10 protein-coding genes are annotated in these 16781 nt (G+C 71.2%); 2 read left to right on the top strand and 8 right to left on the bottom strand.

Features of this window, described 5'->3' with window-relative positions:
* Position 1: 1 nt before the first annotated feature.
* The 6 genes from NAF06_RS04365 to leuS all read right to left on the bottom strand — a co-directional run bounded on the left by NAF06_RS04365 (position 2) and on the right by leuS (position 11968).
* The gene (locus NAF06_RS04365; protein WP_008582532.1) at positions 2 to 349 is read right to left on the bottom strand and encodes a PLD nuclease N-terminal domain-containing protein; all 348 of its coding nucleotides are present in this window, start codon (positions 347 to 349) and stop codon (positions 2 to 4) included.
* Between the two features lie 85 nt (positions 350 to 434).
* On the bottom strand, positions 435 to 1940 hold the full coding sequence (locus tag NAF06_RS04360) for a stage II sporulation protein M (RefSeq protein ID WP_008582529.1): 1506 nt from the start codon (positions 1938 to 1940) through the stop codon (positions 435 to 437).
* Between the two features lie 77 nt (positions 1941 to 2017).
* Positions 2018 to 4963: a DEAD/DEAH box helicase gene (locus NAF06_RS04355; RefSeq protein WP_192813800.1), complete on the bottom strand. Its 2946-nt coding sequence runs from the start codon at positions 4961 to 4963 to the stop codon at positions 2018 to 2020.
* An 87-nt stretch (positions 4964 to 5050) separates the two neighbouring features.
* Positions 5051 to 7681 carry a PAS domain-containing protein gene (locus tag NAF06_RS04350; RefSeq protein WP_008582525.1) on the bottom strand — a complete coding sequence of 877 codons (2631 nt, stop codon included), beginning with the start codon at positions 7679 to 7681 and terminating at the stop codon, positions 5051 to 5053.
* 99 nt (positions 7682 to 7780) lie between these two features.
* The gene (gene kynU, locus NAF06_RS04345) at positions 7781 to 9211 is read right to left on the bottom strand and encodes a kynureninase (RefSeq protein ID WP_008582523.1); all 1431 of its coding nucleotides are present in this window, start codon (positions 9209 to 9211) and stop codon (positions 7781 to 7783) included.
* 72 nt (positions 9212 to 9283) lie between these two features.
* On the bottom strand, positions 9284 to 11968 hold the full coding sequence (leuS, locus tag NAF06_RS04340) for a leucine--tRNA ligase (protein WP_008582521.1): 2685 nt from the start codon (positions 11966 to 11968) through the stop codon (positions 9284 to 9286).
* A gap of 126 nt (positions 11969 to 12094) precedes the next feature.
* Between leuS and NAF06_RS04335 the strand changes: the two genes are divergently transcribed.
* The gene (locus NAF06_RS04335) at positions 12095 to 12874 is read left to right on the top strand and encodes a creatininase family protein (protein WP_008582519.1); all 780 of its coding nucleotides are present in this window, start codon (positions 12095 to 12097) and stop codon (positions 12872 to 12874) included.
* Between the two features lie 44 nt (positions 12875 to 12918).
* Here the strand turns inward: NAF06_RS04335 and NAF06_RS04330 are convergent, their stop codons facing one another.
* Positions 12919 to 15180, bottom strand: coding sequence for a hypothetical protein (locus NAF06_RS04330; protein WP_008582516.1), 2262 nt, complete (start codon positions 15178 to 15180; stop codon positions 12919 to 12921).
* 214 nt (positions 15181 to 15394) lie between these two features.
* Positions 15395 to 16315, bottom strand: coding sequence for a glycerophosphodiester phosphodiesterase (locus NAF06_RS04325; RefSeq protein ID WP_008582515.1), 921 nt, complete (start codon positions 16313 to 16315; stop codon positions 15395 to 15397).
* Positions 16316 to 16385: 70 nt separating this feature from the next.
* Here NAF06_RS04325 and NAF06_RS04320 point away from each other — a divergent pair, with 70 nt between their 5' ends.
* The gene (locus tag NAF06_RS04320) at positions 16386 to 16775 is read left to right on the top strand and encodes an SHOCT domain-containing protein (RefSeq protein WP_251106186.1); all 390 of its coding nucleotides are present in this window, start codon (positions 16386 to 16388) and stop codon (positions 16773 to 16775) included.
* Positions 16776 to 16781: the final 6 nt, after the last annotated feature.

The following is a 16781-nucleotide window of genomic DNA, read 5'->3' as shown; positions in this document are numbered from 1 at the left end:
GTCAGAGGTCGACGCCGTCCGGGTCGTTCCACTCGTCGTCCTCGTCCCCCTCGGCCTCTGTTCCGGCCGGCCCGAGGCGCTTCTCGCCCTGCCGGGACTCGTGGACGGCGAACCCGCCGGTCCGCTCCTCGCTCCCCTCGGCGTACGGGTCGGTCTCGGGGTCGTACCCCTGTTCGTCGCGCTCGAAGACGTACGCGAGGAAGCCGAACAGCGGGACGACGAAGGCGATGACCGCCCACTTGCGCGGGTTCATTCCGTGTTTCGGGGCGTCGACGTAGGCGTAGGCCGCGAAGCCGACGAGCCACGCGAGCGGGACGCCGACGAGGATGGCGGCGACGAGGGGCTGCATACCGTCGCTTCGAGCCCGCGCTAATAAGGCTGCGGGCGGGTCGCGGCCGCGCTCGGGCGGCGACGTACCCGGGCTCTCGCTCCGCTCACAGGAACGGCCGCCAGTAGTACGGGCTGACGAACCCCTCGATCAGGCCGGCGACGGCGAGGAGTATCCCGAGGCCGACCGTCACCCAGAAAGCGGTCTCCAAGGCGTCGGCGAACCGCTCGCGGCTCGCGCGGCCCCGGAACGTCCGCCACGAGACGACGCCGAGGTGGACGCCGAGCGCCCCCGAGACGACGAGCGCGGGGATCTCGAAGATCCCGTGAGGGACCACGAACGCGACGAGCGCCGGGATGTTCTCCTCTAAGGCGGCGGTGGCCCCGAGCGCGACGCCGTTGAACGCGAGCGACGACAGCGCGGGGACGGCGAGCCCGACCCCGGAGAAGCCGGTGGCGATCGCGACCCCCCAGTTGTTGCCGAAGTACGTCAGCGCCGCCACGGGCGGGATCTGTCCGGCGATCCGCGTCTCGATCGAGGTCGGGACCATCCCGACGAACGGGTCGGCGGCCAGCCAGCCGACCGCGCCGAAGCCGACCGCGACCGCGACCGCGAGCGCGTGGTGGCCCGGCGTCGACCGGACGAAGGCGGTCAGTTCGCGCCACCCGCGGCGGAGTCCGCCGACGAACTGCGTGCGGATGCCGACTTCGGGCGGCGAGACGGGGTCGACCGTCCCGCGGTGGTCGCCGTAGAGGACGGTCTTCAGCAGGTCGAGCGCGGGCGCGACGACGACCGCGCTGGCGAGCGCGACGACGGGACCGCCGCCGAGGAACGCGACCCCGGAGGCGACCGACGCGACGGCGACCAGCGTGCCGACCGCGACGACGAGGTACGCGGCGGCGTCGACCGGGTTCGACCGCACGAAGCCGCCCGCGCCCTCGACCGCCCCGACCACGCCTGCGTCGTCGACGACGACGGCGACGGGCGCGAACGCGAAGAGGATGCGGACGAGCGCGAGCGCGACGAAGCCGGCGAGCAGCGCGCCGACCGCCACCGCCGCCCCGAGGAGCGGGTTCGCGAGGAACGCCGCGCCGACCGCGACCGACCCGAGCCCGATCACCCCGGCCCACAGGAGCAGTTCGGCGACGTACAGGCCGAGGAACGTGAGCCAGCGGGACCGCGCGCCCGCGATCCCCCCGACGAGTCCTCGCTCGTCGCGGAGGCTGGCGATCACGGCGGAGAGCTGACCCGCCGAGACGACCGCGTACGAGAAAATCGCGAGGAGGACCGTGACGAGCACGCCGGCGGCGAAGAGGGCTCCGACGGTCGGCGTCACCAGCGGCTCGAACGCGGGGGCCAGCCCCTCGGCCCACGCCTGAAGCGCCTCCGGATCCTGCGTCTCCGGCGGCGGTTCGACGCCGGCCAGCGCGTCGCGGGCCGCCGCGAGCCGCCCGGTGACCTCGAGGTACGCGAAGATGCCCGCGAGCGCGGCGAACGTGCCGAGACGGGCGATCACGGGGACGGCGGTCCCGAGGAGGTAGAAGGGGAGGAGGTCGGCGGGGCGTCGGCGGAGGGTCGCTGTCGTTGCCGTGACGGCGGCGGAGAGGTCCATGTCGTCCGGTTCGTTCGTCCGGCACTTAAAAACGAGCGTGTCGACGGGCGGGACCCGCGAGCGCCGACCGGCGCGCGTCAGTCCCAGAACGACTGCGTGCGGGCGTACTCGCGCTCCTGTCTGAGCACGTCGCGGTAGAACTCGTCTTCGTCCTCGCGGAGCTTGTTGATGATCCGCGCGGCGTTGTGCGGCCCGACGCCGCGCGCCGCGAGGGCGATCACCGCCCGCTTCCCGTGGGTCTGGACGAGGCTCGCGGCGCGGTGGGCGCGCTCGGTGCGGCGCTCCTGCTCGTCGTCCTTCTCGGCCGCGCGCACCGCCGCGACCGTCTCGTCGTCCCACGGGTTGAGCGCCGCGATCCGAGTCGAGCCGCAGTCGGGGCACTCCGGCTGGTCGCGGACGCGCCTGACCTTCGTCGTGTGTTTCCAGTCCGTACAGTGGAGACAGAAGAGGATCACCCGATCGTCCTGAATCCGCTCTCTGACCGTCTCGATCACGTCGGCGTCGGCGTTGTCGGGGACGAGGAACTCCGTGCCCGCCGAGCGGCCGGCGGTGCCGAGCGGGGTGCGCTCGCGGGCGATCGCGAGGTCGATCGACCCGCGCTGGACGCCCGCCAGCAGATCGGCCGTCTCCGGGACCGCGAGGTCGGCGTGGAACACCTCGCGGAGCGCTTCGTCGTAGACGGGCGTGTCCTCTAGGGCGGCGAGCAGGCGGTCGCCGCCGAACCGCCCCCTGCCCTCCTTGTACCGCTTGACCGCGCCGAACTTCGCGGCGACCTGCGCGAGCGTGAACTTCAGCGCGTCCGACTTCTTGACGGCGAGTTCGAGGTACGCCTCCAGCCGCTCGGGGTCGGTCGTCTCCAGCACCTCGCGGAAGGTTCCGGGGTCGACGCCGTGGGGGACCTCGAACTCGATCCGGTACGGGTCCACGTCCATCCCCACCGACGAGCCGGCGCGCTGGCCGACGAGCGCCGCGAGCAGCCGCGCGAGCGTCTCGTTGACCTCGTGGCCGAAGGCGGCGTTGACCGCGACGGTGCGCGCGCTCCCCTCGATCACGATCCGGTCGTCCGTCGGCACGGGGTGACCGGCGTCGACGTGATCGACGACGGAGTTCAGCGCCGCGACGACCGTCTCCTCGTCGGTGGGATACCGCTCGGCGAGATCGGCCGCGACCGCCTCCGGGGTCGACCCGGCGTCGAGCGCGGCCGCGGCCTCGCCGCGGATCCGGCCGACCTCCTCGGCGACGGGCTTCGGGACGGGGATCTCCTGGCCCACCCACGAGGGGACCTCGCCGGTGGGATCCGGGATCGGCGTGACGTTCACGCGCTCCTCCTCCTCGTCGACCTCCGTGATCCGCCACATCTCGCCGCGCTGGACGAACGTCTCGCCCGGCCCGGCGAAGTTGACGACGAACTGCTCGTCCAAGGTTCCGATGCCGCGTCTGGAGGACATGTCGTACACCTCGTAGGTGGACTCGTCGGGGATCATCGAGAGGTTCGCGTAGAAGTACTGCCACGTGCCCCCCGACTTCTCTAGGGTGTCCGTCTCCTCGTCGAGCCACAGCAGCCGGTTGCCGTCCAGCTCGCGGACGACCTCCTGGAACGCCGGCTCCGAGAGGTCCCTGAACGGGTAGGCGTTCGTGACCGTCTGATACGCCTCGCGGGCGTGAATCTCCCCCTCGTCCATCACCGCCCCGACGATCTGGTTCGCCACCGTGTCGAGGCTGCCGTGGTGGATGTTCGCCGGCTCGACGAGCTCCTCGCCGGCGCGGCGGGCGATGGCCAACGCTTCGAGCGTGTCGTCGCCGCCCTGCGTCACGACGGTCCCCTCGGAGACCAGGTCGCGGCGGTGGCCCGCGCGCCCGACGCGCTGGAGCAGGCGGGCGACCTCGCGGGGGCTCCCGTACTGGACCACGTGGTCGACGCGCCCCACGTCGATGCCGAGCTCCATCGAGGAGGTACAGACGAGGCCGTCGAGCTCGCCCGACTTGAACCGGTCCTCCACGTCGATCCGCACGTCCTTCGACAGCGAGCCGTGATGGAGTTCGATCTCGGTGATTTCGTCCGGGTCCGCACCGGCATCGCCGTCGCCGCGTTCGGCCGCCTCGCGTTCGTTCTCGGCGAGCGTCTTGAACCGCGACCCGAGCGCCTCCGCGGTTTGTCGCGTGTTGACGAAGATCAGCGTGGAGTCGTTCTCGGCGACGATCTCGCGGATCGTCCGGACGTGGCTCGCCGTCGTCTCGTCGACCGCCAGCTTGCCCGCGAGCGTCGTGTCGCGGTCGGTGATCTCGGGATCGAGCACGCGCACGTCGGTCCGCGTTCCCGCCGCGACCTCGACCGTCTCGAATCCGCGGTCGCCGGGCCGGTCGGGGTCGCGCGTCCCCGTGCCGACGAGGAACTTCCCGACCTCCTCGGGGTCGCCGACCGTCGCGGAGAGGCCGACCCGCTGGAACGGGCCGGACAGCCGGCGGAGCCGTTCGAGCCCGACCGTGAGCTGCGCGCCCCGCTTCGCGGAGGCGAGCTCGTGGACCTCGTCTATCACGACGTGTCCGACCGATTCGAGCGCGACGCGCATCTTCGAGCCGGTGAGGATCGCCTGAAGGCTCTCCGGCGTCGTGATCAGCACGTCCGGCGGGTCGTCGGCCTGTTTGCTCCGCTCGTACTGCGTGGTGTCGCCGTGCCGCACCGCGACCTCGACGTCGAGGCGGTCGCCCCACCACTCCAGCCGGTCCATCATGTCGCGGTTGAGCGCGCGCAGCGGGGTGATGTACAGCGCGGAGATGCCCTCGTTCGGCGGGTCGCCGGGCGCGTTCCGGGCCTCGACGAGCGCGTCGAAGACGGGGAGCATCGCGGTCTCCGTCTTCCCGGTCCCCGTGGGGGCGAGGACGAGCGCGTTCTTCCCGTCGGCGAGCGGTGGGATCGCTTCGCGTTGGGGCTCTGTCGGCGTGGTGAACCCCCGGTCCGAGAGCGCCTCCCGGATCTCGCTCCCGAGGTGTGCGAACGCGTCCATCCCCGACGACTCTGCCATCACTCGGGGTTGGGGATTCGAGCGATTAAGGCCGTCGCCGTTCGGGACGCGACCGATCGACCCCTCGGCGGCGGCCTCCGGTGCCGGTCACTCGGCGAGCGGCAGTTCGACGGTGAACACGCTCCCGACCGGCTCGTTGTCCTCGACCCACACGTCGCCGCCGTACCTGTCGACGAGCGTCTTGACGAGGTACAGCCCGATCCCGGTCCCCCTGCTTTCGAGGCCCTTCTCGCCCTCCTGGAAGATCTGCTCTTTGTGATCGTCGTCGATCCCGGGGCCGTTGTCCGCGATCGACACGCGCACCGTCTCGTCCGACACGCTGGTCGACACCGTGATCTCGGCCAGCTCCTTGTCGTTGTGGACGGCCGCGTTCGTCAGCAGGTTCCGGAACACCGCCTCCAGTAAGTCGTCCGCCAACACCATCACCTCCGGGATCGGTCCGTCGACGGAGACCGTCGCCCGGTCTTTGTCCGACCGGAGCTGTTCGATCTGCCCGTTGAGCTTGGCGCGGAGGCTCATCGGCGTTCGCTCGGAGCCGACCTGTAACAGCACGTCGCTGACGTCTCTCGCGGTCTCCGTGATGTCGGCGGCCTGCTTCGCCGCCTCGATGACCGTCCGCGCGTACCTCCGGCTTTGGTCGTCCGGCAGCGAGTCCTCGAGCAGTTCGGTGTACGACTCGACCACCATCAGCTGATTCCGGATGTCGTGGCGCACGACCTGGTTGAGCAGCATGAGGGTGTCCCGCTGCTCTTCGAGCGTCTGCTCGTACCGCTTGAGGTCGGTGATGTCGCGGGCGTAGCCCAAGACGGCGTCCTCGCCGGTGTCGGGGGCCTTGTACGGTATCTTCGTCGTCTGGAGAACCCGCGTCTCCCCGTCGGCCGTGGTCAGCGTCTCCTCCCCGATGTCCTTCGGTTCCCCGGACTCGATCACCTCCAAGTCGTCCTGTCGGAACTCGGCGGAGTCGTCGGCGTCCGGGATGATCTCCCCTTCGGATCGCCCCTCGACGTCCTCCGGCGACAGCCCGTACGCCGCCGCGGTCGCCTCGTTCGCCAGGAGGTACTCGCCCTCGCGGTTCTTCACGAACACCAGGTCCGGCACGAGGTCGATGATCTTCCGCAGCTCCTCCCGGGTCGATTCGAGGGCCAGCTCGTACCGCTTTCGCTCGGTGATGTCCTGGAACAGTCCGAGCGCCCCGGTGACCGACCCGTCCTCGAACTTCGGGTCGCCGATCGCCCTGACCCACCGGGTCTGTCCCGATCTCGTGACGATCCGCAGTTCGTGGTCGTACGACTCGCCCGCTTCCCTCAGCCGGTCGAGCGCCTCCTCGATGGTGTCGCGGTCGCCCGGGTGATAGAAGTCCAGTCCCTCCTCCAGTTCGACCGACTCGTCGGTCGGCACGCCGTGGATCCGGTACACCTCGTCGCTCCACGTGATCGACTCGTCGACCAGGTCGAGCTCCCACCAGCCGATCGACGCGCTCTCCTGCGTCCGCTCGATCAGCTGTCGCGTCCGTATCAGCTCCTCTTCGCGTCGCTTCTGGTCGTCGATGTCGAGGTGGATTCCGACCGCTCGGACCGGCGCTCCGCTCTCGTCGCGCTCCACGACCTTCCCGACGGTGCGGATCCACTTCCACCCGCCCGCCGCGGTGCGCATCCGGTGTTCGGCCTCGTAGAACTCCGTCTCGCCCGCGACGTGGGCCGAGAGGGCGTCCTCGGCCGGCCCGAGGTCGTCGGGGTGAACGCGCCGCTCCCACGCGTCGAGGTGCGGCTCGATCTCGTCGACCGAGTGGCCCAGCATCTCCGCCCACTGGTCGTTGAACTCGACCTCGTCGGTGGTCATGTCCCAGTCCCAGACGCCGATCTGTGCGCCCTCGACCGCGAGTTCGAGCCGGTCTTTGAGCCGTTCGAGCGCTCGCTCCCGCTCCGTCTGCTCGGTGATGTCGGTCGAGACGCCGCAGACTCCCCGTATCTCTCCCGAGTCGTCGTACACGGGCGACTTCCAAGTCAGCCGAACGCTCTCTCCCGACGGGGTCGGGATCGTCTCCTCGATCTCGATCCGTTCGCCGTCCTCGATCACCCGCCGGTCGTCCGCCCGGGCCCGCGCCGCGACCGCCTCCGGGAAGAGATCCTCGTCGGTCGTTCCGACGGGGTCCTCGTCGATGTCTAACAGGTCCCGACACGCCTGGTTCATCAGGAGGTACCGCCCGTCGGCGTCCTTCAGGAACACCGCCGCCGACATCGTCTCCAGCACGGTCTGAAACCGGCGGTACGTTCGCCGGTGTTCCCGCTCCCGCGCCTTCTGTTCCGTGATGTCTCGGGCGACGCCGATGATCTGCGTCACCTTCCCGTCGTCCGTCACCGGCGTCAGCTTCGTCTGCCAGTCGGAGGTCCCGCCCGGGAAGTCGAGTCGCTCCTCGTACTCGATCGTCGTCTCTCGTTCGACGCACCGGCGGTAGTTCGCCTCGACCGCGGCCCCCTGTTCCTCGCCGAGGAGCTCCCGGGGCGTCTGCCCGAACATCTCGTCTTCCGCTAGGCCGGTCTGTCGTTGGTGTGCGGCGTTGTTCTGTTTGAACGTGAACTCGTACTCGCCGTCCGTCTCCGCGACGTCGACGAGGAAAATCGCGTCGTCCGCCTCGCGAAACATCGCCTCGTAGGCGTTGCTCACCTCGTCGCCGTCCGCTTTGGACCGATCGGCGTCGTCGGTTGGCTGTGGATCCATTCCCATCTGTCTTACATTTGTGTAGGCCGGGGCGGCTCATAATACTGTAGGTGCCTCCCGCGGCGGATCGACACTCCCGCGCGACTCCGGCCGCCCGACCTACGTCACGCCCCCGTCGCTCGTCGCGTAGGACTCGTGCGCGCCGGATTCGAGGATCGCCTCGATCTCGTCGACGACCTCCAGCACGTCGGCGAAGGCGGTGTAGGGGGCCGCGGGACAGACGCGGACCACGTTCGGGGGGCGGAAGTCGACGACCACGCCGCGGTCTTTCAAGGCCTCGCTCAGCCGCTCGGCGTCCGGGTGTTCCAAGGCGACGTGGCCGCCGCGGGCGGCGTGTTCGCGGGGGGTTCCGACCGCGATCTCGGGAAGCCGGTCGTCGACGAGGGCGATGAGGAAGTCGGTCAGCGCGAGCGACTTCTCGCGCAGCCGGTCGATCCCCGCTTCCCGCAGGAGTTCGAGCGACCCTTCGAGCGGTGCGGCCGCGAAAAGCGGCGGCGTTCCGATCTGCCACGCGCCCGCGGAGTCGGCGGGGGTGTACGTCATGTTCATCTCGAACTGCGTCGCCTTCTCGTGACCCCACCACCCCGCCAGCGCGGGCGTGAGCCCGTGGTGGCGCTCCGCGACGTACAGCGCGCCGATCGACCCCGGCCCGGCGTTGAGGTACTTGTACGTGCACCAGACCGCGAAGTCGACGCCCGCCTCGTCGAACGCGTGGGGCACCGCGCCCGCGGAGTGGGCCGCGTCGAACCCGGCGTACGCGCCTGCCTCGTGGGCCGCCTCGGTGATCCGCGCCGCGTCGAACAGCTGGCCGGACCGGTACAGCGCGGTCGGCATCCAGACGATCCCGACGTCCTCGTGCGCGTCGAGCGCGGCCTCGATATCTCGGGGATCGATCGTTCGGCCGTCCCGGCTCGGGACGACCCGGAGCTTCTCGTCCGGATCGATCCCGCGCTGGCGGAGCTGCGCCCGGATCGCGTAGTGGTCGGAGGGGAAGTCCAACTCGTTGACGAGGACCGCGGGGTCGATGTCGGGCTCTCCGTTCGGTGCCCACGTCCCGTCGGCGCGTTCGAACCCCTCGCGGTCGGGGGCGTTCCCGGCCAGCAGCTCGTCGAGGAAGGTGCCGACGAGCGTGTGGAGGTTCACCGTGATCGAGTTGCCGACGACGACCTCGTCGGGGTCGGCACCCACGAGCGGCGCGAGCGCGTCGCCGAGCCGCTCGCCGACCTCGAACCAGGGCGGGTCGGCGTCGGTCCAGCCGGCGATCAGCAGGTCGCGCCACTCGTCGACGACGCGGTCGAGGCTCGCGAGGGCGGCGTCGCTCGCGGGGCCGAGCGAGTTGCCGTCCATGTACAGCACGCCGTCGGGGACGTGATACCGGTCCGCGAACCCGGAGAGCGGGTCCGCGTCGTCGAGCCGGGCGGCGAGCACCGCGGGGTCGGCGGCGGCGTCGCTGGCCGCCGTCCCGCCGTCCGCGCCGCCGAGCCCCTTGCCGGCGAGCGCGTTCCGCGCGGGGGCGTACGGGTCGTCCATACGCGAAGGGACCGCGCCGGCGACTAAGCGTTTCCGGCGTCGGGCGAGAATAGCAGGAGAGCCGAGCGAGCGCTACTCGACGATGTCGATGGCGGGGCGGCCCGGCTCAGCCTTACTGACCACGCTCTCGTCGGCGTCGGCGGCGCGATCGACCCGGACCGGCGCGTCGAACTCGCGTTCGATCAGCCACGCGGCCGCGCGCAGCGCGTCGTACTCGGCGTCGCCGCCGAGCGTCTCCCGGAGCGCCTCGCGGTTCGCCTGGAGGTCCTGGCCGTAGGAGGCGGCCGCGTCTCCGCGCTCGCGGATGTGGCTCTCGGCCATCAGCTCCGAGATGAGGTTGTCGGCGTCGCTGTCGATCGCGATCGACAGCGCGTCGTACTTCCAGTCGGGCGCGACGACGACGTCGATCCGCTCGGGGTCGTCGATCCCGGCGACCTCGACGATGTCGCGCACGTCCTCCCGGGTGTTCGCGACGAGCCGGCGGCGGCGCTCGACGGTGTCGCGGTCGACGCTCGCGGTCGGCCACTCGGCCTCGGCGACGAACCCGTCGCGCCCGAGCGTCTCCCACAGCTCCTCGGCGAGGTGGGGCGCGACCGGCGCGAGCAGCCGGACCGCGACGTCGACGCCGCGCTCGAAGACCTCGGGGTGCGGGTCGGCGTACTCCCGGTAGCTCCGGAGCGTGCGGACCAGCTCCTGCGCCTCGCGGAGCGCGACGTTGAAGGTCAGGTCGTCGTACTCCGCGCCGGCGATGGCGACCGCGGCGTCGGTCTCGTCGGCGACGTAGTCGTCAATCTCGCCGCGCTCGGCGGCGTCGCCGTCACCGTCCCCGGCGAGCGCCACGTCGCCCGCGGCGTAGTCCTCGACGAGGCTGTTCAGTCGGGTGAGGAAGCGGTGGGTGGACCTGACGCCCTCCTCCGACCAGTCGAAGTCGCGCTCCGGCTGGGCGGCCTCCATCATGAACAGCCGCGCGGTGTCGGCCCCGTAATCGTCGACGATGCGCTGGGGCGAGACGACGTTCCCCTTCGACTTGGACATCTTCTCGCCCTCCAGCTGGACCATCCCCTGCGCCAGCAGGTTCGTGAACGGCTCGCGCTCCTCTAACCCCTCCTCGTCGGCCAGCACCTTGGTGAAGAACCGCGAGTACAGCAGGTGCATCACGGCGTGCTCGATGCCGCCGACGTACTGGTCGACCGGCATCCAGTCGTTCGCGCGGTCGAGGTCGAACGGGGCGTCGTCGAGGTCCGGCGAGACGTACCGCAGGAAGTACCACGAGGAGTCGACGAACGTGTCCATCGTGTCCGTCTCGCGGGTCGCGGGCGCGCCGCAGTCCGGGCAGGTCGTCTCCTGCCACTCGTCGGCGGCGTCCAGCGGGTTCCCGGTCGTGTTGATGAACTCCGGCAGCTCGACGGGCAGGTCCTCGTCGGGCACCGGCACCGCGCCGCAGTCGTCGCAGTGGACGATCGGGATCGGCGTCCCCCAGTAGCGCTGGCGGGAGATGCCCCAGTCGCGCAGGCGGTACTGGGTCGTCTCCGCCGCGCCGTCGGTGTCGGCCGTAATCCGCTCGCGCGCGGTCTCGCTGTCGAGGCCGGTGTACTCGCCGGAGTCGATCACGACCCCGTCGTCGGTGAACGCCGCGTCGCTCACGTCCGGCGCGTCCGGGACGGTCTCGCCGTCCCAGTCGTCCGGCTCCGGCGCGATCACGGGCCGGATCTCGACGCCCATCTTCTCCGCGAACGCGTGGTCGCGCTCGTCGTGGCCGGGCACCGCCATCAGCGCGCCCGTCCCCACGTCGGAGAGGACGAAGTCCGCGACGAAGACGGGTATCTCCTCGCCGGTGACCGGGTTGGTGGCGGTGAGGTCGGTCGCGACGCCGTTCGGCTCGTCGCCGTCCGGGTCGGCCTCCTCCTCGATGAAGCGACGGACCTCGGCGTCCTCCTCGGCCAGTTCCTCGCTTATCGGATGGTCGGGGGCGATGGCGAAGAACGTCGCGCCGTGGATCGTGTCGATCCGGGTGGTGAAGGCGGTGACCGCGCCGTGGCCTTCGACCGAGAAATCGACTTCCGCCCCGTACTGCCGGCCGATCCAGTTGCGCTGCATCTGGCGCACGGAGTCGGGCCACCCCTCCAGCCCGTCGATGGCCTCCAACAGCTCGTCGGCGTACTCGGTAATCTTCAGGAACCACTGGTCCAGCTCGCGGGTCTCGACGGGGGTGTCACAGCGCCAGCACAGCTCCGCGTCGCCCTCGACCTGCTCGTCGGCGAGGACGGTCTCGCAGGAGGGACACCAGTTCACCTCGGCGTCGCGCCGCTCGACGAGGCCGGCCTCGTGGAACCGGCGGAACAGCCACTGGTTCCAGCGGTAGTACTCGGGGGTACAGGTGGTGACCTCGCGGTCCCAGTCGTAGCCGAACCCCATCGACTTCATCTGGCCGCGCATCGTGTCGATGCAGTCGAACGTCCAGTCGCGGGGGTTGGTGTCGCGCTCCTTGGCAGCGTTCTCGGCGGGCAGCCCGAACGCGTCCCACCCCATCGGGTGGAGCACGTCGTCGCCGCGCATGCGGCGGTAGCGGGCGTACGCGTCGGTGATCGTGTAGTTGCGGACGTGGCCCATGTGGAGCTTCCCGGACGGGTACGGGTACATCCCGAGGACGTACGTCGGGTCGTCCGCGTCGTCCGGGACGTGGTAGACGGAGGCGTCGTCCCACGCCTCCTGCCAGCGTTTCTCCACCGTCGCGTGGTCGTATCCCTCCTGAGACATCTGCTTATATACGCGTGGTCGATTCGGCGTCCTATAGCTTTCCATCCGTTGGTGCGCGGTGGCACGGCGGGGACGCCGCCGATCGGAGTACCGCGTTCTTTTATCCTCGGCCGACGACCCCGACCCATGTCCGACGCGCCGGCGGGATCCGGTCGGGTCGCGGAGCTGACGTGGCCGGAGATCGAGACCGCCTTGGAGGAGACCCGGACCCTGTTGGTCCCGGTCGGGAGCACCGAACAGCACGGCCGCCACCTGCCGCTCGGCGTCGACGCGTACATGCCGGAGGCGATCGGCGAGCGCGTGACCGAGCGGAGCCCGGCGCTGCTCGCGCCGCCGGTCTGGTACGGCGTGAGCCCGCACCACACGTTCAAGCCCGGGACGTTCACCGTCTCGACGGAGACGTTCCAGCGGTACCTCTTCGAGATCTGCGCCTCCGCGGGCGAGTGGGGGATCGAGAACGTGCTCCTCCTCAACGGCCACTACCTCGCGCAGGACCCCGAACTGGAGATCGTGGTTCGACGGCTCCGCTCGGAGGCGGACCTCACCGCGTTCCACGTCCCGCTCGTCAACGTCTTCGCCGACGTCGCCGAGGAGATCCGCACGGGCGAGGTCTCCTTCCACGCCTCGGAGTTCGAGACCAGCATCATGCTGGCGCTGCTCCCCGAACTGGTCCACATGGACCGGGCCGAGCGCGTCGACCCGCCCGCGGAGTCGCCCCCGCTGACCGACTACGACGCGCTCGGCGAGAACAAGGTCGGCTGGTCGCTGACGGCGCGGGACATGGACGAACTGACGCCCTCCGGGAACATCGGCGATCCGACCGTCGCGACCGCCGACAAGGGGGAGGCGCTCGTCGAGGCCGCCGTCTCGGACATCTGTCTCCTCGTCGACGACCTCGCGGAGTAGCCGGGACCGACGCGCTCCGGCCTACAGCTTCCCCGCGCTCCGGCCTACAGCTTCCCCGCGCCCCGCGCCTGCTCGACCCGCTTCCCGGTCGCGTTCGCGAGCCCAGGCGGGAGCCCCTCGCGCGCGGCGGCGAGTCGATCCTCGATCCGAGCGATCCGGTCGAGGACGTTCGAAAGCTGGCGGTCCGTCCCCTCGGCGTCGCCCTCGCGGGCGCGCTCCTCGGCCCGCTCCGCCTGATCGACCGCGGCCGCGAGCGCCCGTTCGAGCCCGTTCACCGCGTTCGACGGGCCGCTTCCGGAGCCGTCGGTCCCCCCGTCGGAGCCGCCGGAGCCGTCGTCGTCATCGCCGTCGTCGTCGGCGACCTCCGCGACCGCGGCGCGCGTCTCCTCTGCCACGTCGGCGACGTAGCCGGCGAGGGAGGCCGCGCCGGTCTCCGGGCGGTCGATCCGGATCGGGTCGGCCTCCCCCGGACCGGCGGCGTCCCCGTCGTCCGAGTCCCCGTCGTCTCCGTCGTCGTCGTCGCTCCCCGCTCCCGGCGGGTCCGGGTTGACGCGGTACGCGCCGACCTCGTCGTCGGCGTCGCGGACCTCCGTCGTGTACGCGCCGCCGGCGTGGACGTAGGTCGCGTCGCTCCCGTCGACCGCGGAGTCGTAGATCCGCCCGGCGAAGTCGTCCTCGATCGCGGTCCGCGTCACGTCGACGTCGCTCTCGGCGTCGTCGACCTCCACCTTCCGCGCGCTCTCGCGGGCGACGAGCGGGATCTCGCCGTCGACGCCGGCCGCGGTGACCGACTCCTCGGCCGCGACGGTCAGCCGCTCGCTGTGCGGGGCCTGCCCGGCACCGTTGACCGTGAGCCGGTGGTCGCCCTCGGGGACGCCGTTCGCGACCGCGACGCCGCCGGCGAACGTCGGGACCGCCTCGGGGTCGCTCTCGATCAGGACGAACGACTCGACGCTCGTCTCCGTCGTCGTCAGCCCCTCGCCGTCGGGCGCGTCGTCGGTCTCGGTCGCCTCGGTGACGCGGGCGACGACGGCGTCGAGCGCGCCGGCAGCGCCGTCGCCGAACGACGGGTCGTCGGCGATGGCGTCGTACCGGTCGGCGAGTTCGGACCGGTGGTTCCCGGCGCTGACGTCGAGCGCCGGGTTCTCGTACCGGGGCTGCTCCCACGGGACGCCGGTGGTCGTGATGTGGCCAGCGACGGCGTCCTCGACCGCCTGGGGGACGGCGAACTCGAAGCTGAGCTGCGGGCCGGCGAACTCGTCGATGTGCTCCAGTTCGGCGCTCGGAACGAGGTCGTACTCGACGACCGTCTCGGCGGTCTCGGCGGCCTCGGGGTCGTCCCGCTCGCGGTGGCGGAAGGCGACGCCCGTCTCCCGCGCCGGGAGATCGGTCGGCGGCGACGAGAGCGCGTCGAGCGACCGGACGGTGAGCGCCCCGTCGACGAGCGAGTCGGCGGTCACCGAAGGGAGGTCCGGGTGGTCGTAGATCGGCTCGCCCTCGTACTCGGGCACGACGAAGGGGAGCCGCGCCCCCTCGTCGCGGGGGAGGCCGTACGCGAGCGGGATCCCGAGGAGGTCCTCGACGGTGTCTATCGCCGCGTTCGTGATGTCCGCGAGCAGCCCTCCCTCGCCCACGCGCCGGAAGCCGTCGGGGACCTCGTTGACGGACAGCGCGCTGGAGTGGGAGCCGAGCTCGGTGAGGATCCGGGGGACTCGGTCCGGATCCGGGTCGAGGAACTCGTTGTTCGGGACGCTCCGGGAGTGCGAGCTGGCGACGTACAGCTGCGGGTCGCCCGTGTCGAGGTCGACGAAGACGTGGAGCGCCTCCCAGTCGTGCCAGTGGAAGTTCGCCGTGAACTGGTCGAACGCGGAGTAGATCCAGAACTGGACCACCGCGAGCGGCGAGTCCTCGTAGCGCATCCCGTTGTAGAAGACGGTCGGGTCCGGCGGCTCGCCCGCCTCGTCGTACCGCTCGTGGTAGCCGTCGAACGCGGCGAACCCGTCGACGACCGTCTCGCCGTCCTCCTCGCTCGCGTACGGGCGGGGGTCGGTCGGGAACCACGGCTCGGCGGCGTCGAAGTACAGCGTCGGCGCGAACCGGGCCGCGAGCCCTTCCAAGCGCTCTGGGTCCAGCCCGGTCGTCGACGCGTCGTCCGGCTCCGAGCCGGCGCAGCCGGCGACCGCGGCGCTCCCGGCCCCCGCGACAGCGCCGAGCACCGTCCGTCGGTCGACCGGTCCGCCGGGCTCGCCGTCCCCGTCCCGGCCGGTCAGGCGCTCGTCTCCGCCGTTCTCCGAGTCCCGATCCATTTGCTCGGGCGACGTGACCCGGACGAATAACGCTTCTGCCGCCCGCGCCTCCCGGCTCTCGGCTCTCCCCCCGGTGTCGTCTCACTTCTCCGGCATCGTCTCACTTCTCCGGCATCGTCTCACTTCTCCGGCATCGTCTCACTTCTCCGGCATCGTCTCACTTCTCCGGCATCGTCTCACTTCTCCGGCATCGTCTCACTTCTCCGGCGTCGTCTCATTTCTCTGACGGTCCGCGGGCAACGTCCGACACGACTGCGTCGACTCCCGCGCCCGCCACCGCCTCGTACTCCCGCTCCGACCCGATCGTCCACGGAAACACCCGGAGGTCGGCGTCCCTCGCCCGCGGGACGAGGTCCGTCCGCAGGCACAGTTCGTATCGCGGCGATACCGCCGCACAGCCCAGCGCGGTCGCCGTCTCGACCGCCCCCGCGGCGTCCTGCGGCGGGTACGCCCACCGCGGCAGCCCCGCTCCGCCGAGCCGCCCCGAGACCAGGGGCCGCAGAACTCGCGCCGGGACGGACTCGCGGACGCCGTAGACGGTCGCGACCGTCGGATCGGCCGCTCGGACCGCTTCGAGCACCGCGGGGTCGTCCGCGGCGACGGCGAGATCGTGGTCGCGGTCCGCGGCGACCGCGAGCGCGTCCGCGGCGATCCCCCGCTCTTTCAGGTCGAGCATCACCCACGCGTCGGCCGGCACGGCGTCGAGCGCCGCCGCCAGCGTCGCCACCGGTTCGCCAGAGTCCTCGACGGAGAGCCCCGCGAGCCGGTCGTAGGCGGTCTCCTCGACCCGCCCGGTCGCGTCCGTCACCCGCCCGAGCGTCGCGTCGTGGAAGGCGACGAGCTCTCCGGTGCCGCAGCGCCGCACGTCGAGTTCGACCCGGTCGACGGCCGCCGTCGCCGCCTCGACGGCCGCGACCGTGTTCTCCGGGTTCTCGGCCGCGAAGCCGCGGTGCGCGATCAGCGGCGGGTCCGACCCGTCGCGCTGGCCGTGGGCCTCGCCCGCCTCTCCCTCGCGACCGACGCAGCCGGCAGTCGTCGCGAGCGCGCCGACCCCGAGCGACCCCCCTCGTCGCAGCGCCGCTCTGCGGGTCGATCGGCTGTACCCGTCGGATCCGGACGATTCGGCGTCGTTCACGGCGGTTCCCGTGCGAACCGTTCGGCGGCGCGGGAGAAGGTATTTGCGGCCGGCCGCCCGACTTCGGGACATGGACGGGAAGAAGGCCCTCTACTACGGCGCGATCGCCGTCGCGATCCTCGTCGGCGTCAGCGTCGTGCTCTCCGTGGTCTCGGCGATAATCGGTCTCGCGACCGCGGTCGTCTCCGGCATCGTCACGCTCGCCGTGCTGGCGGGACTGGTCTACGTCGCGTACAAGGCCGGCTCGTGGCTGCTCGGCGACGACGACTCCCCGTCGATCGACGCGGTCGGGTCCTCCTCGTCGACCTCGGTCGACGCCGCGGACAGCCGGCAGGACCGGCTCCGGCGACAGTACGTCGAGGGGCAGATCAGCGAGGCGGAGTTCGAGCGCCGGATCGCGGACGAACTGGAGACGGAGGAGAGAGACGACATCGACCGCGAGCTCGCACGGGAGCGGTGAGGCGCG

Origin of the sequence: Halorubrum hochsteinianum (assembly GCF_023702125.1) — an archaeon.
In the GTDB taxonomy this organism is placed as follows: Archaea; Halobacteriota; Halobacteria; order Halobacteriales; family Haloferacaceae; genus Halorubrum; species Halorubrum hochsteinianum.
This window is presented reverse-complemented; position numbering and strand designations above follow the sequence as displayed.